The 22,079-nt window shown below is 44.9% G+C and carries 22 protein-coding genes; 14 read left to right on the top strand and 8 right to left on the bottom strand.

Going from position 1 to position 22,079, the window contains the following annotated elements; translation table 11 throughout:
* Positions 1 to 112: 112 nt before the first annotated feature.
* Positions 113 to 541 (top strand): tetratricopeptide repeat protein, encoded by a 429-nt coding sequence (locus ABIX36_RS14430; protein ID WP_348082868.1) that lies wholly within the window; start codon positions 113 to 115, stop codon positions 539 to 541.
* On the opposite strand, the gene ABIX36_RS14435 is transcribed toward ABIX36_RS14430, so the two are convergent.
* Both ABIX36_RS14435 and ABIX36_RS14440 read right to left on the bottom strand, forming a co-directional pair.
* The gene (locus ABIX36_RS14435) at positions 538 to 960 is read right to left on the bottom strand and encodes a PIN domain-containing protein (protein WP_348082869.1); all 423 of its coding nucleotides are present in this window, start codon (positions 958 to 960) and stop codon (positions 538 to 540) included. The two genes, ABIX36_RS14430 and ABIX36_RS14435, sit on opposite strands and share 4 nt — an antisense overlap.
* A 5-nt stretch (positions 961 to 965) precedes the next feature.
* Positions 966 to 1,211, bottom strand: a complete 246-nt coding sequence (locus ABIX36_RS14440; RefSeq protein WP_348082870.1) for a DUF6364 family protein — start codon at positions 1,209 to 1,211, stop codon at positions 966 to 968.
* 327 nt (positions 1,212 to 1,538) lie between these two features.
* Between ABIX36_RS14440 and ABIX36_RS14445 the strand changes: the two genes are divergently transcribed.
* Both ABIX36_RS14445 and ABIX36_RS14450 read left to right on the top strand, forming a co-directional pair.
* Positions 1,539 to 4,265, top strand: coding sequence for a valine--tRNA ligase (locus tag ABIX36_RS14445; RefSeq protein ID WP_348082871.1), 2,727 nt, complete (start codon positions 1,539 to 1,541; stop codon positions 4,263 to 4,265).
* A 101-nt stretch (positions 4,266 to 4,366) separates the two neighbouring features.
* Positions 4,367 to 6,172, top strand: coding sequence for an ATP-binding protein (locus ABIX36_RS14450; protein WP_348082872.1), 1,806 nt, complete (start codon positions 4,367 to 4,369; stop codon positions 6,170 to 6,172).
* Here ABIX36_RS14450 and ABIX36_RS14455 read toward each other — a convergent pair whose 3' ends face one another.
* Positions 6,173 to 6,631 carry a type I restriction enzyme HsdR N-terminal domain-containing protein gene (locus tag ABIX36_RS14455; protein ID WP_348082873.1) on the bottom strand — a complete coding sequence of 153 codons (459 nt, stop codon included), beginning with the start codon at positions 6,629 to 6,631 and terminating at the stop codon, positions 6,173 to 6,175.
* Between the two features lie 171 nt (positions 6,632 to 6,802).
* Here ABIX36_RS14455 and holA point away from each other — a divergent pair, with 171 nt between their 5' ends.
* From holA to can, 3 genes are all read left to right on the top strand, one after another.
* A complete protein-coding gene (holA, locus tag ABIX36_RS14460; RefSeq protein ID WP_348082874.1) occupies positions 6,803 to 7,825 on the top strand; it encodes a DNA polymerase III subunit delta in 1,023 nt (340 codons plus the stop codon).
* A 591-nt stretch (positions 7,826 to 8,416) separates the two neighbouring features.
* Complete coding sequence (locus tag ABIX36_RS14465) at positions 8,417 to 9,166, top strand: YoaK family protein (protein WP_348082875.1); 750 nt, start codon at positions 8,417 to 8,419, stop codon at positions 9,164 to 9,166.
* Positions 9,167 to 9,179: 13 nt separating this feature from the next.
* Positions 9,180 to 9,851, top strand: a complete 672-nt coding sequence (gene can, locus ABIX36_RS14470; RefSeq protein ID WP_348082876.1) for a carbonate dehydratase — start codon at positions 9,180 to 9,182, stop codon at positions 9,849 to 9,851.
* Positions 9,852 to 9,876: 25 nt separating this feature from the next.
* On the opposite strand, the gene ABIX36_RS14475 is transcribed toward can, so the two are convergent.
* Positions 9,877 to 10,695 (bottom strand): hypothetical protein, encoded by an 819-nt coding sequence (locus tag ABIX36_RS14475; protein WP_348082877.1) that lies wholly within the window; start codon positions 10,693 to 10,695, stop codon positions 9,877 to 9,879.
* A gap of 150 nt (positions 10,696 to 10,845) precedes the next feature.
* Here ABIX36_RS14475 and ABIX36_RS14480 point away from each other — a divergent pair, with 150 nt between their 5' ends.
* A complete protein-coding gene (locus tag ABIX36_RS14480; RefSeq protein WP_348082878.1) occupies positions 10,846 to 11,190 on the top strand; it encodes a hypothetical protein in 345 nt (114 codons plus the stop codon).
* Positions 11,191 to 11,273: 83 nt separating this feature from the next.
* Here ABIX36_RS14480 and pruA read toward each other — a convergent pair whose 3' ends face one another.
* Positions 11,274 to 12,911 (bottom strand): L-glutamate gamma-semialdehyde dehydrogenase, encoded by a 1,638-nt coding sequence (gene pruA, locus ABIX36_RS14485; RefSeq protein ID WP_348082879.1) that lies wholly within the window; start codon positions 12,909 to 12,911, stop codon positions 11,274 to 11,276.
* A gap of 863 nt (positions 12,912 to 13,774) precedes the next feature.
* Here pruA and ABIX36_RS14490 point away from each other — a divergent pair.
* Together ABIX36_RS14490 and ABIX36_RS14495 are read left to right on the top strand one after the other, a co-directional pair.
* Positions 13,775 to 14,122, top strand: coding sequence for a VOC family protein (locus tag ABIX36_RS14490; protein ID WP_348082880.1), 348 nt, complete (start codon positions 13,775 to 13,777; stop codon positions 14,120 to 14,122).
* Between the two features lie 175 nt (positions 14,123 to 14,297).
* The gene (locus ABIX36_RS14495; protein ID WP_348082881.1) at positions 14,298 to 14,945 is read left to right on the top strand and encodes a hypothetical protein; all 648 of its coding nucleotides are present in this window, start codon (positions 14,298 to 14,300) and stop codon (positions 14,943 to 14,945) included.
* Here the strand turns inward: ABIX36_RS14495 and ABIX36_RS14500 are convergent, their stop codons facing one another.
* Both ABIX36_RS14500 and ABIX36_RS14505 read right to left on the bottom strand, forming a co-directional pair.
* Complete coding sequence (locus ABIX36_RS14500) at positions 14,946 to 15,503, bottom strand: arylesterase (RefSeq protein ID WP_348082882.1); 558 nt, start codon at positions 15,501 to 15,503, stop codon at positions 14,946 to 14,948. It abuts the gene before it with no gap.
* Positions 15,504 to 15,556: 53 nt separating this feature from the next.
* Positions 15,557 to 15,895, bottom strand: a complete 339-nt coding sequence (locus ABIX36_RS14505; protein WP_348082883.1) for a hypothetical protein — start codon at positions 15,893 to 15,895, stop codon at positions 15,557 to 15,559.
* A gap of 114 nt (positions 15,896 to 16,009) precedes the next feature.
* Between ABIX36_RS14505 and ABIX36_RS14510 the strand changes: the two genes are divergently transcribed.
* Positions 16,010 to 16,282, top strand: a complete 273-nt coding sequence (locus ABIX36_RS14510; protein ID WP_348082884.1) for a hypothetical protein — start codon at positions 16,010 to 16,012, stop codon at positions 16,280 to 16,282.
* A gap of 352 nt (positions 16,283 to 16,634) precedes the next feature.
* Positions 16,635 to 17,921, top strand: coding sequence for a hypothetical protein (locus ABIX36_RS14515; protein WP_348082885.1), 1,287 nt, complete (start codon positions 16,635 to 16,637; stop codon positions 17,919 to 17,921).
* Here ABIX36_RS14515 and ABIX36_RS14520 read toward each other — a convergent pair whose 3' ends face one another.
* Positions 17,922 to 18,863: a DMT family transporter gene (locus ABIX36_RS14520; RefSeq protein WP_348082886.1), complete on the bottom strand. Its 942-nt coding sequence runs from the start codon at positions 18,861 to 18,863 to the stop codon at positions 17,922 to 17,924.
* A 333-nt stretch (positions 18,864 to 19,196) separates the two neighbouring features.
* On the opposite strand from ABIX36_RS14520, the gene ABIX36_RS14525 reads away from it, so the two are divergent.
* The 3 genes from ABIX36_RS14525 (at position 19,197) to ABIX36_RS14535 (ending at position 21,908) form a co-directional block, all read left to right on the top strand.
* A complete protein-coding gene (locus tag ABIX36_RS14525) occupies positions 19,197 to 19,613 on the top strand; it encodes a GNAT family N-acetyltransferase (RefSeq protein ID WP_348082887.1) in 417 nt (138 codons plus the stop codon).
* A gap of 206 nt (positions 19,614 to 19,819) precedes the next feature.
* Complete coding sequence (locus ABIX36_RS14530) at positions 19,820 to 20,935, top strand: M42 family metallopeptidase (protein WP_348082888.1); 1,116 nt, start codon at positions 19,820 to 19,822, stop codon at positions 20,933 to 20,935.
* 73 nt (positions 20,936 to 21,008) lie between these two features.
* Positions 21,009 to 21,908, top strand: coding sequence for a sugar phosphate nucleotidyltransferase (locus ABIX36_RS14535; protein WP_348082889.1), 900 nt, complete (start codon positions 21,009 to 21,011; stop codon positions 21,906 to 21,908).
* Positions 21,909 to 22,079: the final 171 nt, after the last annotated feature.

The raw sequence follows: 22,079 nt of genomic DNA on the forward strand, positions 1-22,079 counted from the left end.
TAAAGATTGGGGGACTTTATCAATCAGGATTTATTGCTACTTCTAGCCAAACTAAACCTCAAACATGGCTCCAGGCGTCCCTTTCAATCGCACACAACGAATATGGTGGTATATGATCCCACAGATAGCTTTCCTTGTAGCTTTATTTTACCTATTCTCCACCCAGGATGAAACATTCGGGATGATTTATGCAATTGTTGTATATTATTTTATAGTATACTTTTTAAGAGGTGTAATTGCATACGATCACCGTAAAGGAGTTGCGCTTTTAAAATCAAGAGAATATGATGGGGCTATCCGAACTTTTCAAAAAAGTGTTGATTTTTTCACACGTAATTCCTGGATTGATAAGTACCGACCTATAACGCTCCTCAGCGCGTCAAAAAAATGCTATCGCGAAATGGGGCTGTGCAACATTGCATTTTGTTATACGCAAACACAAAAAGGAGCCGAAGCGAAGAAATTATATGAGGAAATATTGAACGAATACCCTGAAAATGACATTGCATATTCGGCGCTAAATACGTTGAGGTCTGTTTAATCTGACTTAATAGAGGCTATTGCTTCAAAAGGTGTCAATACGGATAACGTGCTTTTTTTAAAGTCGTTAGTATCCCGTGTTATTATTAAACTAATATCTTTTATACTAAGGGCACAATAATATTGGATGGCGTCTTCATAATCTTTAAAGTCGGTTTTTAAAGATTGCCGGATAATAGATTTAGTTACATCTACTATTTCGGTCATTTCAGCCAACTCATTTAATAACGAGATTGCCATATTGTTACCGAAAGATCGTTTTACAACGTAGTGGATATTGCCGTAAGAAAGAGCCGAAATATATATTTTTATCTTCTCTTTAACAGCCATATCAAAAAGCTTTGCAGCATCCAATGCAAACGGCTGTCGATTTGTTAGAAAATCTATCACCACATTCGTATCCATAAAAACGTGCTTCATCCGGCTTACTTATATTTTTCAGCCAAGGCATCCCCAAGTTCCTTTTTATAATCAAAATCTTCGAGCACTTTAAGTATCCCCATCAAGCGGGTCACCTTTGGAGACAATTCAGCAATTGTTTCTTCCTGAGTGGCTATGGATTTTAAGTAATTTTCTACGATGTCAGAAAGGCTTTTCCCATTTTCACGGGCATATTTCTTAGCGGAATCAATTACCGTATCTTCCATCGTTAGCGTAAGTTTCGTAGTCATTACACGTGTGATTTAGTAGTCGAAGATACGTATAGTAAAGATTATCTCAAAGCTTTAATTGTAAGATCAGAGAGTCCCGGTCCCCTACTTATTAAACCACTTAATCACCACCGATAACCGCGATAATTTAAGCATAGCTGCCAGGAAACGATTTAATGGAATTGTTTTCATATCTGTGCTGTGATATAACCTATAAACTGCCTGGCTTTTATATTATTGCACCGGAAGCTTATAAATACTGTTTCTTAATAGAGCCATTACCGTGCCGCAAAACTCAATATGCATTAGGGCTTAACAATTTGGTGCAAATAGTTATTTTTGCGGGCTATGATCATTGCTAAAACATATTCCCCAAAAGAAGCCGAAGAAAAGTGGTACAGTTACTGGTTGCAACACAATTTTTTCCGCTCGGTGCCCGATGAGCGCGAGCCTTACACTATTGTGATCCCTCCGCCAAACGTTACCGGCGTGCTGCACATGGGGCATATGTTAAACAATACCATACAGGATGTACTCATCCGCCGTGCCCGCATGAAGGGTAAGAACGCTTGCTGGGTGCCGGGTACGGATCACGCCAGCATCGCTACCGAAGCCAAAGTTGTGGCTATGTTAAAAGAGCGCGGCATCAATAAAAAAGACCTTACCCGCGAGGAGTTTTTAAAGTACGCCTGGGAGTGGAAAGAAAAATACGGCGGCATTATACTGGAACAACTGAAGAAACTCGGCGCATCGTGCGATTGGGAACGCACTAAGTTCACCATGGATGATGACATGAGCGAGGCGGTTATAGACTATTTTGTTCGCCTGCACAAACAGGGGCTTATATACCGCGGCGTACGCATGGTTAACTGGGACCCGCAAAGCAAAACCGCCGTAAGCGACGAAGAAGTAAACCGTAAAGAGGTAAACCAAAAGCTTTATTATATTAAGTATCGGATAAGTCAAAAGTCGAAAGTTAAAAGTCAAAAGTTAGAAATTGGCGGTACACATGATCGTGGAGAACAACTTTCAACTTTGAACTTTGAACCTTCAACTTACTTAACCATAGCCACCACCCGCCCCGAAACCATTATGGCGGATGCGGCAATATGCGTAAACCCTAACGATGAGCGCTACCTGCACCTGCATGGCAAAAGCGTATTCATCCCGCTTATCAATCGCGAGATCCCGGTGATACTGGACGACTATGTTACCATGGATTTTGGTACCGGCTGCTTAAAGGTTACCCCGGCACATGATCTGAACGATTATGCTCTTGGCCAAAAACATAACCTGCCTATCATTGATATTTTAAATGATGATGGCACCCTGAACGAGAAAGCACAGATCCTGGTTGGAGAAGACCGCTTCGCCGCCCGTAAAAAGATCGCGGTATTGCTGGAGGAAGCCGGCGCATTAGCCAAAACAGAGGATTATACCTCACAGATAGGCTTTAGCGAACGTACCAACGCGGTTATCGAACCGAAACTTTCGATGCAATGGTTCTGCAAAATGCAGGAGATGGCGAAACCCGCACTTGATTATGTTTTGAACGGAGAAGTAAAACTCATCCCCGAAAAGTTCATCAATACCTACCGCCATTGGATGGAGAACGTGCGCGACTGGAACATCAGTCGTCAATTGTGGTGGGGCCAGCAGATACCGGCGTACTACCTGCCAAACGGCGAATATGTGGTTGCCAAAACCATTGAGGAAGCATTGGATGAAGCTAAACTCAAAACTCAAAACCCACAACTCACCACTGCTGATTTAAGGCAGGAAGACGATGTACTGGATACCTGGTTCTCATCGGGCCTGTGGCCGATATCCGTTTTTGATGGTGTACGCAACCCGGATAATGCTGAAATAAACTACTACTACCCTACCAACGATTTGGTTACCGCTCCCGAGATCCTGTTCTTCTGGGTAGCCAGGATGATCATGTCGGGCCATGAGCTGCGCGGACAAAAGCCGTTCAGCAATGTATACTTAACCGGTATTGTACGGGATAAACAGGGCCGTAAAATGTCGAAGCAATTAGGCAATTCTCCCGACCCAATAGAACTGATGGGCAAATACGGCGCGGATGGCGTACGCGTAGGCATGCTGCTTTGCTCGCCTGCGGGTAACGACCTTATGTTCGACGAAAGCTATTGCGAACAGGGCCGAAACTTCGCTAATAAAATATGGAACGCCTTTAAACTGATCCAGGGCTGGGCGGTTGATGAGAGCCTTACCAACACCAACCAGATAGCCATCGAATGGTTTGATAGCCGCTTTAACCAGGCGCTTGCGCAGATAGAGGACGACTTTAAACAATACCGTTTGTCTGAAGCTTTAATGGCCACCTACAAGCTGGTTTGGGACGATTACTGCGCCTGGTACCTGGAGATGGTGAAGCCCGTTTACAAACCGGGTGCCGAAAAACAAAGCATCGATGCAGAAACCTATGCGGCTACCATCAATTTTTTCCAAAACATCCTAAAAGTACTCCATCCGTTTATGCCCTTCCTTACCGAGGAGCTATGGCATGATGAACTGTTTGGCGAGAGAGGTGAACTCGATTGCTGTATTGTGGCACAGTTACCCGCAATTGGGGAAATTAATTCCCGACTGGTTTCGGAGATTGAAATTATCCAGCAGGTTGTCACCCAGGTTCGTAACGTACGGAACGCCAAGCAATTATCGCCAAAAGAGACTCTTCCGCTCGCGGTAAAAGTAAACTCGGCTATCGATTACGTTAAATATCAACCCATCATTAAACCTTTGGGGAATATTAACGATGTGAGCCTGGTTAACGAAGCGCTTGGCGGTGCGGTAAATTTCATTGCCGGTACCGATGAATTCTACATCGCTTTGAATATAGAAATTGATGTAGCGGCAGAATGTGAGCGCCTGAAAAAAGAGCAGGAATATCTCCTGGGATTTTTAAAATCGGTTAGTGCAAAATTGGGTAACGAACGTTTTATGGCGAATGCAAAACCCGATATTATAGATAATGAGCTGAAGAAGAAAGCGGATGCAGAATCGAAATTAAAAACGGTAGACGACAACCTGAGAAGCTTGGCTTGCTAATTGTATATATTTTAGGCTGTTAAACCTATATGTAATTTATTGTGTGTATTAAACGCAATATTTTTTTTGGATTTTAATAAACTAACGGCGTAAAGTATAAAGTGGATTTTTTTAACTTCTCAATTTATAAAATACTTTCACGAGACCTGTCGATCCTCGATCAGGCGCGTATCCGCTTACTTTATTATGGCTTCCTGCTCATTTTTGTGGCGCTTGGCGCTTTATTTTTAAGCGTTTATTTGCAGGGGCTGCCTTTGCTTACGGCAACATCGGGTATATTGATGTTTTGCGTAGCGGCGCTATTTAAGTACCTCACCTTTAAGCCGCACTGGCGCAATATATCGCACATCCTACTCATAGTGGGTACTATAGTAAACCTTTCTACCGTGTTTGTGATCATGCAGGATGTTAACATCATCGTGATACAGATCATCATCCTGGTAGTGGTTTTTAGCTTTTATATGCTGGGCCAAAATTGGGGAATGTTCTATTCGCTGCTGAATTTGCTGCCGGTACTACTCTTCCTGGTAATGGTTTATGATCATAACTATTATATCGATTTTAAGCCCGAGAAGGTAGATCAGGCCACTATTATTATAGGGGTGTTCGCCAATTTCATACTCATCATATTTATTCATAGTCACTTTTATACCGCCTTTTTAAAGAACATAAAAGAACTCAAAGATACCAGTGAAGAGCAGGCCGCCCTCAATATCAAATTTGAAAGAGCGATAGAGAAAGCCGAGAAATCTTCGCAGGTGCAGTCGGAGTTTTTGTCCACCATGTCGCACGAGATCCGAACGCCGCTTAACGCCGTTATTGGTATGAGTAACCTGCTGATGATGAACAATCCGCGGCCGGATCAGGGCGAGAATCTGGAGATTCTGAAATTTTCAGCTAACAACCTGCTTGCCATTGTGAACGACGTACTCGATTTTAATAAGATAGAATCGGGTAAGATCGTATTCGAAAAAATAAAATTCAACCTCGTAGATCTGCTGCATAACATCTGCGGCGGGCAGATCATCAAGGCCGAAGAAAAAGGTCTGCTGTTCAAGCTTGATATTGACAGCGCGTTAAGGCGCAAGGTGATCTTTGGCGACCCAACCCGCCTAACTCAGATCATTTTTAACCTTACCAGCAACGCCATTAAATTTACTGCTGCGGGCAGCGTGGGGGTGCGGGTAACCTGTATAGAAGACCGCCACAACAACATCACCGTAAGCTTCTCGGTAAAGGACACCGGTATAGGTATCAAAAAAGAAAATCTTGAGAGCATCTTCGAACCGTTTACGCAGGAATCTATCACCACCACCCGCCAATATGGTGGCACTGGTTTAGGCCTTGCCATTGTTAAGCGCCTGCTGGAGCTGCAGGGTTTACAAATGCACGTACACAGTGTGGTTAACCGGGGTTCGGAGTTCTCGTTTAACATGGAGTTCCCGGTATCTACTGAGGTTGCGGCAGCGCCTGTACAAAAACAGAAACAGATCCAATCGGCTCCTGAAACGGATATTTTTGGCTCGGCCAACCTGCGCGTGCTCATAGCCGAGGATAATCCAGTGAATGTGATGCTGATGAAAAAGCTGTTCTCCAAATGGCAGATAGTACCTACCATTGCCGAAAACGGGGAGCGTGCGGTAGAAATTATGCAATACGGAAACTTCGACGTTATTTTGATGGACTTGCAGATGCCGATCATGAACGGTTTTGACGCCACCATCGAGATCCGCAAAATGCCCGACCCTGCTAAAGCCAATATCCCTATCATCGCGCTTACCGCATCCGCCCTGTTTGATATTAAGGACCAGGTAACCAGTGCCGGCATGAACGATTATGTGGCCAAGCCTTTTAAACCGGATGAACTGATGGAGAAGATCCAGAACCTGGTGGGGAAAACCGCATAGCTACAATTCTTTATACGACGGCAATTCCTCTAAAAAGCGATAACTTTCCTGCTCAAAATCTATGCTGCAATAGTAATGCTGCAATCCGTTGGTCACTACGAGCAACTTTACTTTGTGCACCATATTATAGCGCGCGGCCTGGTCGAACGTAGCCTGGCTAATAGCTACCGATGGCGCTTTGCACTCCACCAATAAAATTTTCTGCCCCGATGAATTGTACACTACGATATCTGACCGTTTGGCCATCCCGTGCAGTTTCAACCCGCCTTCCAGCTTGATGAGCGATTTTGGGTAAAGCTTTTGCTTGATAAGGTATTGCACAAAATGCTGGCGCACCCATTCCTCGGGTGTGAGGATGATCTTTCGTTTCCGCAGTTCATCAAACACGCTCAGCTGCCCGTTATCATCGGTAAGCTTAAAAGGGTATGGCGGAAGATTGAGCGGGAGTAGCAAATCCATTATTAAGTCAAAAGTAAAAATTCAAAATTCAAAAACCTGTATAGGCATATTCTCAGCAATAGTTTTATTATCCACAATAGGGAACTTTTTACTTTTGAGTTTTTCGCTTATTATTTTCGTTTTGGTGCTCAAGAGTGCTTCGCAGTTTTTACTTTTGACTTTTTACTTGAAATGACTGCTCCCGAAATCATAAAAGACCTTAAGGCCCGCAAATTTAAGCCACTGTACCTGTTGCACGGGGAGGAGCCTTATTTTATCGACCTGGTGAGCAACTACATTGAGCACAAAGTACTGTCGGATGCCGAGAAGGGTTTTAACCAAACCGTGCTGTATGGAAAGGATACTGATGTGATGACGGCTATCAACGCGGCCAAGCGCTACCCCATGATGAGTGATTACCAGGTAGTAATGGTAAAAGAGGCGCAGGATATGAAATGGGGACGCGATGATGAGGACAAAAAACACATCAATCCGCTCCTCGCCTACCTGGAAAACCCGCTGCCAAGCACCATATTGGTTTTCTGTTACAAATACGGCAAGTTTGATAAGCGCAAAAAAACATATAAGGCCATAGATAAGAACGGGCTGATATTTGAATCGGCAACCTTATACGACAGCAAGATCCCCGCCTGGATAGAGGGTTATATTACCGAAAAGAAATACAGGATCAACGGACAGGCATCAGCCATGCTTTCGGAATACCTGGGTAACGACCTCTCCAAAATAGCAAACGAACTGGATAAGCTGATGCTGAATGTTAGCGCCGGCGAAGAGATCACTTTAAAGCACATCCAGGATAATATCGGCATCAGCAAGGAATACAACGTTTTCGAGCTGCAATCGGCATTGACCAAAAAAGACGCTTATAAAGTGAACCAGATCGTAAACTACTTTGAGGCCAACCCCAAGGCTAACCCCATAGTGCTGGTTTTAGGCAATCTGAACAACTTTTTCAGCAAGGTGTTGGCTTATCATTATATTAAGGATAAGTCGCCGCAGAGCCTTGCGCGCGAGCTTGGCGTGAGCCCATACTTTGTAAAAGATTACGAACAGGCGGCACGCGGCTACAGCCTGGGCAAAACCTTCCAGGTGATCAGCTACCTGCGCGAGTACGATCTGAAAAGCAAAGGAGTAGAATCAAACACCGGCCCCGGTGGTTTGATGAAGGAATTGATGTTTAAGATATTGCATTGAGGATTCTTTTAGGTACTTAGTGCAAAATGAAATCATCGGCCCGCTCATTCGCCGCGGGAGGCTTTTACTTTTGATGCACCAAAAGTAACAAAAGTGCTTTCAGCAATTAGGCTTCTTTGCCACACAGGCCTTGCCCCGCAAACCCGGCAGAACCACGGGCTGCAAAATCTTGCCCCTTGCTTCGCCCCACAGGCCCCGCTTCTGCAAGCATTGCTATGCCCTTCCCGTCGCACAGCCCACCACGTTCTGCCCGCTTTCGCCCGAAGCTGAGTTGCTGAACCTCAAAAAGAAAAATGTTTAAGTGAGCCCAACGAAGCCCCTAAAAACCGGCATCAGGAACGTTCGGATCGCACAAGCACTGAACAACCACTAACTTTCACAGAACGTAACGTGGCCGGCACTTTTCTTTGGTTCGTTTCTTTTGGTGTCAAAAGAAATGAACATCCACAGGCTTAGCGAAAACCCCACCTCGCACCTAACAATGCACAACAGAACAACGAGCAGAAGCTTCATCTGAAATCTGCACATTTGCACATCTACTTCAGTATAATTTCATATGTTTATACGATATAAACATTCATAAGCCCCCTTATGCTGCGCGAATCAAAAGCCGACCGTACCCTCCGTGGAAACCTGTTGCTCGCCTCTTCTACGGCGGTAGTATCGGGCATTACCAATGTGGCGGGCGTAGTGGCGTTTTTAGCGTTCACGTCCAACATAACCGGGCATGTGGCCAATTTGGCCAGGCACATGGTTGAGCAGAATTTCGGGGAGATCATCATCTTCGCTATCTGGCTGGCCATGTTCTTTTCGGGGGCGTTTTTGGCCACCTATATTGTGCGCAGCTACGAAAGCAAGAGCTATTACAAAGCACATTCCATCCCTATTATTATCGAGACCGTTATCCTGCTGTTCGTGGCCATTTACGGGCACAATTTTTATAAGGAAACCCAAACGGAGAGAGAGGTGGTGATCGCAGCCATCCTATTCGCCATGGGCTTGCAGAATAGCCTGGTTTCCACCATCTCGGGCGGGTTGATCAAATCCTCGCACCTTACAGGGTTGTTTACCGACCTGGGCGGCGATATTGCCGACTGGATGCACGCCAAAAAAAACGTAACCGAAGCTACCCGCCACAAAGTGTACATCCGCACTACGGTGCTGGGCTTTTACTTTTTTGGCTGCCTGGCCGGCGGTTACCTTTTCGATTTGTACGATTTTGCTATATTTTATTTTATACCTGCAATACTTTTAACAATTTTGTATTACGATCTTTCGCCGCTGGCACTGCATAAAGTGTTGCGCTTATTTTCGCGAAACAAAGCATCAAAAACATCATAAAACCTATTATACCATGTGCGCAAAAACCACCAATCCCATACACGATACCAGCCATATAACCTACGAAAGCCTGCTGGAAGGTAACCGCCTTTTTATTGAAGAAACCCTGCAGGAAGACCCTGATTACTTTACCACCCTGGCCAACGGACAAAAGCCGCCCGTTTTGTGGATAGGCTGCGCGGATAGCCGCGTACCCGCCAACCAGATCACCCATACCAGGCCGGGCGAGATATTTGTACACCGCAACATCGCTAATATGGTGATTCACACGGATATGAATATGCTGAGCGTGCTGGATTACGCCGTAAATGTACTGCAGGTAAGGCACGTAATTGTAACCGGCCATTACGGCTGCGGCGGCGTGCTGGCATCCATGACCAATAAGCAATTTGGTATTATTGATAACTGGCTGCGCCATATAAAAGATGTGTACCGCGTACACGCCCAGGAGCTGGATGCCATTACCGACGAAGGCAAGCGCGGCGACCGCCTGGTAGAACTCAACGTGATAGAGAACGTAAACAACCTCTGCAAAACCTCCATTGTACAAAACGCCTGGCAAAACGGGCAAGAACTAAGCGTACACGGATGGGTGTACAGCCTTGCTACAGGTATTATTACCGATATGAAGGTAAGCGCCAACAACAACTCCAAAATGGACGAGGTGTTTAGGTTCGAGAAATAGAAAAAGGTGAAAGCTGAGTATATTGTCAAAGCCAAATAAACCCTTGTTCTTTATTGATCACTGCGGTATCGGTAATTATACTAACAGTATTAAGACACGGCCCCATTGTTTCTAATTTTGAACTGGTTGCAGCTACAATTTGTTTACCATAACTTATAAGTTTTATTCTCGCTGTTTCTAAAAGTTTCTTATTAACAGTTGCTTCTTTTAAGAAATTACTAACTTCCTTAGATAAATCTGTTTTATTATTTTGTGCGACATCGTCTATTATAACAAGTTCTCCAGAGGCAAAAAATAAATTTTTCGGCCCCTTTTCAGTTTGCATTTTTATATCGAAACCGGGTTGTCCATTAACTAGTTTATAAAACAGTTGTAATCCATAAATCTCAAACCTTTCATCCAACTTATTATAGCTATAAAAAACACAGGTAAATTTCAAATTATTGAGTAGGTATGTTAAAGCTTCATTATTAATCCAAAAAGCCTTGGCTTCTGCATTTAATCTGCGGCATAATAATCTCAATGAATCAATGCTATAATCAACAACATGTGTTTTATAGTAATCCGAAATAATTATATCAGAGAGAAAAGACAAATTCTTGTTAGTTACGATTTGACCATTCCCTGTGATAGAAAACGCATTATATTTATCAATTTTAAATAATTTAGTATCTGTATCAGTAAATTGGCAATCTGTTGATGTTCTTTTATCGGCAGTTATAACCAAATCATCTTTATTGGAGATGCCTATAACGAGTGAACCGTGGCTTAATTTATATTGACTCCTCGCGTTTTCGCACATAATCATAATTAAAACACTCAACAATAAATATATTTTCTTCATTTTCTTTTTATAAAAATACTTAAAATTTAAGCAAAAATATAAATTGTGCTAAAGGGAAATTCAAAGCCCTTAAGGGGTTATATCAGTTCAGATTAATTGCGCTCTTTGTTTTTAGTAAGTTATCTTTATGCTACCAAACCAACAATAATTATGTGGAATACAGACACTTTATGGGTAGAAGTAGGCGTTGTAACTATCTTTTTTTTGCTTGGACATATTTACTTTGGCCATTTTGAGGAACGCAGTCCAAAGTGGCGCAAGTTGCTCAAGTATATCATAACCATGGCTATAATGATCGCCATCTCCGTTTATATAGGCCGGGTTTATGCTTTCGCGATTTTGGGGCTGGCCATACTGCCTGTAATTTATATACATGGTGTTGTACTCCCCAACAAAGGCATCAACGGGTGGACAGGCGAACCAAAAGGCAGGTACTACGAGTTCCGCGGCTGGAGTAAAGACATCTTCGGGCCCGAATCCGTCGAGAACCCATAATAGAAAAAGCCCTAACTCTTTTGGAATTTGGGCTTCACTATACAGTTCAAAAGCTCCCCCTTCAGGGGGTTGGGGGGCTCGGGTTAGCGCTCTGGTGTTAAAAAAGGGTACCTGTAATCCGTAGGCGAATCAAAGGTTTCCTTGATGGTTCGCGGCGATACCCAGCGCAGCAGGTTGATCATCGAGCCTGCCTTATCATTAGTACCGCTTCCGCGGGCACCGCCGAATGGCTGCTGGCCCACTACAGCACCGGTTGGCTTATCGTTAATGTAGAAGTTACCTGCCGCGTTGCGCAGCTTGTAGGTAGCATCGGCAATGGCGTAGCGGTCTTGCGATAATACCGCGCCGGTTAAGGCGTAGATAGATGTTTTATCAATGATGCTCAGCGTTTCGTCCCATTTAGCATCCTCGTAAACGTAAATGGTAAGCACCGGGCCGAAGAGTTCTTCGCACATGGTCACGTAGTGTGGGTCCTGCACTTGGAGTACGGTCGGCTCTACAAACCAGCCCTTAGTTTTATCGTATTTGCCGCCGGCGATGATCTCAACGCCATCGTCTTTCTTGGCAGCGTCGATATATTTAGCCAGTTTATCAAAGCTTACTTCGCTGATCACTGCGTTTACAAAATTCTCAAAATCTTCGGTAGGGCCCATTTTAAAGGTGGCCATTTCGCGCACCATGTGCTCTTTTACCGCAGGCCAAAGGCTGGCGGGGATATAAGCACGCGATGCTGCCGAACATTTTTGTCCCTGGTATTCAAACGCGCCACGCATCAGTGCAACGGCAACCGCATCGGCATTGGCGCTGGGGTGAGCCAGCACAAAATCTTTACCGCCGGTTTCCCCTACTATACGCGGGTAAGTTTTGTATTTATGGATGTTGGTGCCAATAGTTTGCCAAATGTGCTGGAAGACTTTGGTAGAACCCGTAAAGTGGATACCCGCAAAATCGGGGTGGTTAAATACTACCTCGCCCACTTCAGGGCCGTCGGCGTAGATCAAATTGATCACACCATCGGGTACGCCGGCTTCTTTAAATATCTGCATGATAACGTTGGCAGCGTACACCTGTGTATCGGCAGGTTTCCAAACCACAACGTTACCCATCATGGCGGCACTGGCAGGCAGGTTACCCGCAATAGCCGTAAAATTGAACGGCGTAAGCGCGAAAACAAAGCCTTCCAAAGGGCGCTGCTCTAAACGGTTCCAAACGCCTTTGCCCGAAACGGGTGGTTGCTGGGCGTAGATCTCCGTCATGTACTGCACATTGAAGCGCAAAAAGTCTATCAGTTCGCAGGCAGAATCTATCTCCGCCTGGTAAGCATTTTTGCTTTGGCCAAGCATGGTGGCGGCGTTTAGTTTATAGCGGTACGGACCGGCTATCAGCTCTGCTGCTTTTAAAAATATGGCTGCACGTTGCTCCCATGGCAGGTTCTCCCAGTCGGCTTTAGCGGCAAGGGCTGCATCAATAGCGGCGGTAACGTGAGTCTTGTCTCCGTAGTGAAAAACGCCCAACAGGTGCTGATGATCATGCGGCGGGCGAAGCTCCACCAGTTTACCGGTGCGCACTTCATCCGCGCCAATGTACATAGGTATATCCAGTTGCTGGGCGCGGGCCTCGGCGAGGGCCGCTTTAAGCGCTGCGCGTTCCACACTGCGCGGGCCGTAGTTTAAAACCGCCTCATTTACAGGTGCCGGAACGTTAAAAAATCCTTTAAGCATAGGTAATAATTTAAGGCTGCAAAGATAAGGGTAAATGTGCAGATGTGCGAATACGCCATTATTTTGTGACCGGGAGTTGGCAGTTTGCGGTGGGCAGCTTGCAGTTTGGCGGCCTGGTAATTTAGCGGCACTTACATGCAAGGTGTCCCACTTTTAAAAGTGGAACACCTGTTTTTCGATAATCATTGATTATCAATTGGTTGTAGTTTTTCGTGAAACACTTTGGGACACCCCTACTCTTGACATAACAATTGTAATTAACTTACTATTAAACAGTTAAGCAAATATTGCATTTTCAGCTCTCCGGGTTGAAACACTTTTTTGGACACCTTTGGGACAGGTAAATTCCATAGTCCGTATATAGATTTACACTTTACCTGATTAATCCGGAGGTAGGTTTACACGTCATCGATGAAACGATGCAAACTAACCACATCGTCTTTGAGCGATAGCGCGGCAATCATCGGCGATCAGGGCGGCTTTGCAATTGGTTGGTTCTTTTGTGCCCTGTTAGGTATGGCAAAGGTTTAACTTGAGTCTGTGGATGTTCATTTCTTTTGGCAGCAAAAGAAACGAACCAAAGAAAACTGCCGGCTGCGCCCTGTTCTATGAAAGGTTTTGCTGTAGCAGTTGCAGTGGTTGCCGAACAGGTCAATGCCGGTTTTGCAGGCTTCGTTGGGTCTGGCTTATTACTTTGTCATGTTGAAACGAAGCATCTACTCATAGCCATACTCGCCACATCGTCTTTGCGAGCGATAGCGCGGCAATCATCGGCAAGCAGGGCGGCTTTGCAATTGGCTACTTTGCATGCGGGCCACAAGTGAGGACACGCGGCAGCGGGGAAATCCTTACATTCGCTCATCATGCAAATCAAACTATTAGTTATCCGCACACCCGACCAGAAACGCCTTGCGGAGTTCTACTCCTTGCTGGGCTTACAGTTTGATTATCATAAGCATGGCAATTCGCCTTATCATTATGGCACAACAATTAACGGTACCGTGCTGGAGATATACCCCTTGGCAAAGTCACAACCCGAGCCTGATAAGCACTTGCGGTTGGGCTTATCAATAGAAAACTTTGATACCATAATAGATACCTTAAAAGATATTGGAATTGAATTTATAGCCCAACCCATGCAAACAGACTTTGGCTACATGGCCATCATTTGCGACCCTGATGGTAGGAAAGTTGAGATATATAAAGTTTAGATTTTCCCCCACTGGTCGAAGTTTATAACTTCGGCCTACAATGATTTAAGTTCTCATTTTAAGAGGCTTTCGTAGTTGTAGAGAATGCAGCGCAAGGTCTTTTTCAAGCGCCGATGCGACGCCGGGAAAAGAGGGATTGGGGTTGTAAATTCAACCTGTTTTAAAATTTACACAGATGAACAAAATATTTGCGGTTTTAATATTAGCATTAATTGCAAGTTGCAGTGACAGCCCAAAGCAATCTGGCGACGCTTTAACCGATAGCGATACTGTCACCTCCCGGGATCCTTTAAAACAAAAATCTATCGATTCGCTAATGGCGATTGGTAACCGCCCGGAAAGTGAAGAAATGCCCCCAACGCAGGCCGAGGAGCGAAAACGACTGGCAGGAACTTATGATAACATCCTGGTTATTGATACGGTAATAGCGAGTGGAAACGAGCGCCTACAATTACACGTAAAACATTACTGTTTGAAAGATAGCAGCCTCATCATACCAAAAAGGTACGATGATGAGTCTGCAAAGCCTGCCGACTTTGTAACACATCCCTTTGTTTCGGATATGGTGTTGATAAACGGCAAAGACACCGTTTTAAATAAACAGTTCACCGCCAAAGACTTCTATCCGTTTTTTAACGACCCATTTGTTGGAAACCTGAAAAAATATGGAAGCCTTTTAGAGCCTCGTGTGTCTCATCGGAGTGATAATAATAACAACATCATCATTACCTATTCGCTCTCTATCCCCACCACGGACCTTGGCATCCCGGTGGAACTAAACATCAGTAAAAATGGTAGTTATAAAATTAAAGCAGGCTATTGATCATACCAGCACACTCTTCAACACCGGCCAAACCAACTCCGCTACCACTTTATAGCCTTCGGCAGAGGGGTGCAGCCTGTCCCATAAATTTAAATGCTTTTTACCGGCAACGCCTTGCAGCAGGAAAGGCACCAGCGCCATGTTGTTGGCGTTGGCCAGCCTGGGGTAAATGGTGCTGAATTGTACCGCCACATCGCCACCCAAAAACACGGGGATCTCCATGCCCAGCATCACCAGCTTTGCCTGCGGGTATTTGGCTTTTACTTTATTGATGATAGCCTGCAGGTTTTGCGCGATGGTGTTAGGTGGTGTACCGCGGCGGATATCGTTAATACCCAGTTCCAGTACAAAAACATCTACGGGCTGGCTCAGCCAGTAATCCAGTCGTGCAAGGCCGCCGGTAGTGGTATCGCCGCTTTGGCCGGCGTTGCTCACGCGATACTGCAAGCCCGCTGCGTTTATCTTTCCTCCTATCAGCGCCGGGAACGACTGTGTGGCCGCGTTGGCCAGTCCGTAGCCTGCCGTTAAACTATCGCCAAAAAACAAAATGTGCTTCATGGCAAATTAACGTGATACGGTTTGAGATGTTTTAAGAACGACCCGCACGGTATTTATATCCGCCATAAACCGGGGTGGTCGCGGTAGTGGCTAATGTTTTCTATGATCTCCTGTACGTCGTCTGTACTGAGTTCGTAATTACCGTCGGCCGTGTAGGTGAAAAGTTTCCCGGGTGTTTCAAAAGTGATAAAACCCATATAATTTGGGCTTTTCTTTTTTTCCAGCAGCAATTCCTTTTCCTTAAGGTTTATCATCGCTGCGTCCTCAAAACCCTCGTCGCGGTAAACATTGTAGGTGTAGGTAATTACGGTATGCCCATCCAAATGCGCCTCGGTATTGGGGATCACCATCACAGGTAATCGGGCTCCAACTTTAAAAAATATAGGATTCATTGGCGTCTATCGGTTTGCACAAATAACAACCCACTATTCAATTAGTTTAAGCGATTTATAAAATGAGATTAAATACTTTGTTTTTGTATTTTAGAGCAACAAAATACCCTGCTGATGACACAGTTCAACCTTCCCGGCAACCTCACCCTCCTGTTAGAGCCTGCCGATAAAAAATTCCGGCTGGTATTAAGCGACGGCACCAATGAACTCGCCTGCCACAAGGAAACCCGGACTAACCTCAAAAAGTTCATCACATCAACAGAAAGCCAATTATTTAATGGCAGGCTGCAATTACACAAGAACGGTGAGGCAATTGTGATAAGGCTGAAAGGGGAAGATGTTGGGGTGATAAGTTTGAAGGAGTTGGAAAATGTGTTAGAAACCTGAGCTGCCACAAAAGCCTCACCTAAATCCTCTCCAAACAAAAGGACTTAAGAACCCTCTCCTTCGGATAAGGGCACAGGGAATCCCTTTTAAAATTCAGGATTGGCAATTTTCGGCTAAAGCCAGTTCTTTCGTTTCATTGTAACCGTTGGCTGAAGCCGAACGGCAATGGATGAAAAAGGTATTGTTTCTACATTTATTGCCGCCCCCTTTAGGGGACGGATGGCATAAAACATAACATGGCTTTAGCCAAAATCAGCGTAAAAGTTTAAAATCGATTTCCCTGGAGAAGGACAGGTTGAAGCTACAACCTACCAAAAAAATCACTATATTACCGCTACCTATTTTACACTTTATGACAAACGCTGCCGAACCCGCCTACTGGTCCGCCCCGAGAAAAATTGCCTGCCGCTTTTTTGTGGTATTTTTTATCCTTTACGTTTTCCTAAACCCCAACGGTGTGCTGCCCCAGGTAGACCGCGTTTACGAATACTATATCGAACCGTTTCATCAATTGATGGTGTGGATAGCCGCGCACATCCTGCACCTGGCCAAGCCCGTAACCCAGTTTACCGGCGGCAGCGGCGATACCACGTATGATTACCTCATCCTGCTGTTTATTACCTTTGTGGCCACGGTAAGCGCCATCATCTGGTCGGTTATTGATAGGAAGGCACGCAACTACAACAACCTGTTTTACTGGCTTACCGTTATTGTGCGGTACTACATGGCCATTACCATGGTTACTTATGGCGCGGTAAAAATCATCAAACTGCAATTCCCCAGTCCCTCGCCGGATAGACTTTTGCAGCCGCTGGGCAGCATGTCGCCCATGGGGCTGGCGTGGTCGTATATGGGCTACTCCGTTGGCTTCAACCACTTCACAGGCTTTGCCGAACTTGTTTGCGGCCTGCTGCTTTTCTTCCGTAAAACGGCGACACTTGGCGCGGTAATAGGGCTGGTTGTTGCCGGGAATATCATGGCTATTAACTATTGCTTCGATGTACCTGTAAAACTGCTGGCGACCATGCTGGTGCTAATGAGTATTTTCCTGCTGAGTAAGGATGCTATCCGGCTCATCAATTTCTTTTTCCTGAACAAGCCGGCGGCCCCGGCAAACCTTAGCCCTCATACTTTTAAAAAACGCTGGAAGAATATTACCCTCTGCATTATTAAATATGTGCTCATTATCTACTCGGTGGCAGGCAATTTCATCAGCGACGTACAGGCTATGAGCCAATATGGGGATAAGGTAAAAAAACCGCCCTTGTACGGAATCTATATCGTACAAAGCTTTGTGCGGAATAAGGACACCATCGCGCCCCTGAATACCGATACCACCCGTTGGAACAAACTGGTAATTAGCTACGCAGGTAATGCAAGGGTGAAACTGATGAACGACAGTACCAAGCGGTATGATTTTGTGATAGATACCCTGAAGCACACCATTGTAATGAATACCTATGCCGATACGGTTAAGAAAACACACTTTACTTATCAGCTCAAAAAAGACACCCTGTTGATGGTGAGCACATTCCCAAAAGATTCTCTGCGCATCCGAATGAAAAAGTTTGATCTGAATAATTTCATCCTGATCAAGCGCGGCTTCCATTGGGTGAATGAGGTTCCGTTCAACAGGTAGTTAAACGATAGCTTTCTTCCGGAATTTGCTAAAATCTATTCGCGTTAGGTAAACACCGCCAAGGATGATGAACAGGCAGCCAATTTGCCCAATGGTGATGGTTTCACCGTAATACCAGCCCCAGCCAAAGGCCACAAAGGGAATGCCGTAACTGGCCGTGGAGGTAAACAATACGCTGGTGCGTTGTACCAGGGCGTAAAAAAGCATCCAGGCCAGGGCCGTGCCCAACATCCCCAAGGTACAAACCGCCACAACGGCCTTAATGTACTGCGGCTGAAGAAGCGGCAGGCCGAAAAAACCTGTTTGCCATAAAATCACCAACGATGGCAAGCCTACCGATATCAAACTAAAGGCCGTAATAATAAGCGGACTCACACCATTAAGGTACCGCTTCACCACAATGATGTTGATCCCATAAAAAATGGTGGCTAATATCACCAGTCCGGCATAACCTATTTGCCCGTACCCGGTATGCTTTTGCACCAGGTACAAAAGTACAATACCGGCAAAACCGATGATGATGCCGATGATATGCGTAAAGGGGATCTTATTCCCAAAGAACAGGAAACCAAATATAATGGCGAAGATGGGTGTGAGCGAATTAAGGGTACCTGCAAGTGCGCTATCTATTTTGGTTTCGGCGATGCAGAATAAAAAGGCGGGTAAAAAACTGCCGAAGAACCCCGAGAACACCAGCCAGCCCGAAAGCTTAAAAGGTATTTTGCTGCGATGCCTGATGAGTACCGGCATAAGCACCACCCCCGCGGTGATGATGCGGATAGCGGCTACCTGCGACGCGGTAAGCAACGGTTTGCGGTCATCGTCATACAAACCAAGTTTCATCAAAATAAAAGAACTCCCCCATATTAAACAGATAGCAAAAAACATGAGCCAGTTGATGAGTTTGGGCGGGAAAATGGTGTTGGGGGCTTGCTGCGGCATGATGCTGCAAAGTAAGATTTTTGTTTGAGAGATAATAGTTGATGGCGGAGTCAACCAGGGAAATCGCTTTTAAAATGTGGTGGTTAACAGGAGGCACCTACGGAGCCAATTTCGTTGCTTAATTATTTCTACAAACAGGTTACTCCTCCGGAGTTATAGACAAATGAGTTCGTAGTTCCGTAGGAACTTCCTGTTTATAGCATCATTCAAAATGTTTTTTGGCTCCGTAGGCGCCCCCTATTTTAAAAGCGATTTCCCTGAGGGGCCAACTAAACACTCTCCTATTTCGCATTTAGGCTTTAGAATTTATTCAAAGCCTTACCTTTACCCCTAATGTTAAGCATCGAACAAATACGCCCCGAACTTACCTGGCGCTTACGGCGCGAGGTGCTGTACCCCAACGAGCAACTGGCCGATATGGCCATGGAAGAAGACAATCACGGCTATCATTTTGGTGCCTTCCATGATAACGCTTTGGTGGCTGTTGTATCCCTGTTTCAGCGGGAGCGAGATTGGCGGTTCCGCAAGTTCACGGTAGCCGATGCCTTGCAGGGACAGCAGGTGGGTACGCAGTTGCTTAATTATATTACGGATTTTGTGGTGAAAGAAAACGGCGGACTGCTCTGGTGCAACGCCCGGCTATCGGCCATTGGTTTTTATAACAAGTTTGGCTTTAGCGCCGTTGGCGAAGTGTTCCATAAAAACGGGGTCGATTACATTATCATGCAAAAAGATATCCCCTCCGGCTAAAAAGCAACAAGTCGGCCTGCCTCGCGCAAACCGACCTGTTAAATTAACTGATCTTATTTATTAACGGGGACGAAGTTGAGCTTATAGTGTTAAAACTGTGTTAACAAACAAACAATATTTAATATACCGTGTAAAGGGTATTGCAGCAATATCAACCGCTTTACTATATTTGCGAATGGCCATCCAATGGCCTCATACTTATATCAATGGCTAAAAAGAAAACTGAAGTAGAGCAGAAACCTGCCGTAGTTACCGAAAATTCCCTTGCATTCTTCGAGAAATACATCAATAACGCTTCGCCTACCGGCTTTGAGTGGAAAGGCCAGCAAATGTGGCTGGAATACCTTAAACCTTACATCGACGATCATTTTGTAGATAATTATGGCACCGCTGTAGGTGTGATAAACCCTACCGCCGAATACAAAGTAGTGATTGAGGCCCATGCCGATGAAATATCGTGGTTTGTAAATTACATCACCACCGATGGTTTGATCTACGTGATCCGCAACGGCGGGTCCGATCACCAGATAGCACCTTCGAAACGGGTAAATATCCATACCGATAACGGCATTGTAAAAGCGGTTTTCGGCTGGCCTGCTATCCACACCCGCCTCGGCGGCGAAAAAGAAGAGGCCCCTACCCTGAAGAACATTTTTCTGGATTGCGGCTGCACCAGCAAAGAGGAAGTTGAAAAACTGGGTATCCACGTAGGTTGTGTCATCACTTACGAAGATGAGTTTATGGTGCTGAATAACCGTTATTATGTTGGCCGTGCGCTGGATAACCGCGCCGGAGGCTTCATGATAGCAGAGGTTGCCCGTTTACTAAAAGAAAATAAAGTAACCCTTCCTTTTGGTTTATACATTGTAAATGCTGTACAAGAAGAAATTGGCTTACGCGGCGCCGAAATGATAGCCAACCGCATTAAACCGCATGTGGCCATCGTTACCGATGTTACGCATGATACAGGTACGCCAATGATCAATAAAATTACCCAGGGCGATCTGAGCTGCGGCAAAGGCCCGGTAATTTCTTACGCACCGGCGGTACAAAATAACCTGAACAAACTACTGATTGAATCGGCACAGAAAGCGAATATCCCTTTCCAGCGCCAGGCTTCATCGCGCAGTACAGGAACGGATACAGACGCGTTCGCTTATTCTAACGACGGCGTACCATCTGCACTGATCTCTTTACCGCTGCGCTACATGCACACTACGGTAGAGATGATCCACAAAGAGGACGTGGATAACGTGATCCGCCTCATCTACGAATCGTTACTAAATATCAAATCCGGACAGGACTTTAGATATTTTAAGTAATTATTAATAATAAACGGAAAAATCATTATTATTGGCAATAATTTAAGTAATACAATAAAATTCTATCAAAAATATGAAACCTACCTTATTGATCTTGGCTGCAGGTATGGCAAGCCGCTATGGAAGCATGAAACAAGTTGATGGATTTGGCCCTAACGGCGAAACCATTATCGACTATTCTATCTACGATGCTATTAACGCCGGTTTCGGCAAAATATCATTCATCATACGCGAAGAGTTTTTAGACAGTTTCAAAGCTATTTTTGAGCCTAAATTGGCAGGCAGGATAGAAACAGATTACGTTTTCCAAAACTACGATCTTAAACAGTTCGGCATTGACGAAGAAATTGAGCGTGCAAAACCATGGGGAACCGCCCACGCAGTTCTGGCTGCCCGCAACCAGGTAAACGAGCCATTCTGCGTAATAAACGCCGATGATTTTTACGGGTTCGACGCGTTCAAGAAAATGGCTGATTTTTTAACAAGCGAAGTAGCTGATGACACCTATTCTATTATAGGTTACCAGGTAGATCGTACCTTATCAGATCATGGTTCGGTATCGCGCGGTGTTTGCCAGGTTGAAGATGGTAAAATGGTTGCTATAAACGAGCGCCTTAAAGTATATTTTAAAGAAGACGGCACCGTTGCTTACGAAGAGGATGATAAAGAATTCCCATTGGATCCGCTTACCCGCGTATCTATGAATTTCTGGGGCTTTACACCAGCTGTTTTCAAACAAAGCCTGCCAATGTTCAAGGATTTTGTTGAGGCCAACAAAACAAACCCTAAAGCAGAATTTTTTATCCCGTTGGTTGCCGATGGTTTAATTAAAAGTGGCGAGGCATCTTTTAAAGTTATCCCTACCGATGCAAAATGGTTTGGCGTTACTTACAAAGAAGATAAGCCAATTGTACAAAAAAGCATATCAGACCTGGTTGAAAACGGAACTTATCCGGCTAACCTTTGGTCGTAGTTTTATATTAACCTATAAAGAAATCCTGCTCAATTTTGGGCGGGATTTTTTATGCGTTGATATTTAGCTGCGGAGGGCGCAGAATTTTACGCAGAGTGACTAAATCGCAGGCATTAAATCTCTACTAAAATTTTAGTTCAATTCCCTTTTACCTCCATTCTCTTTTAATTA

The sequence above is a fragment of the Mucilaginibacter sp. genome, from assembly GCF_039925265.1.
Taxonomy (GTDB): domain Bacteria; phylum Bacteroidota; class Bacteroidia; order Sphingobacteriales; family Sphingobacteriaceae; genus Mucilaginibacter.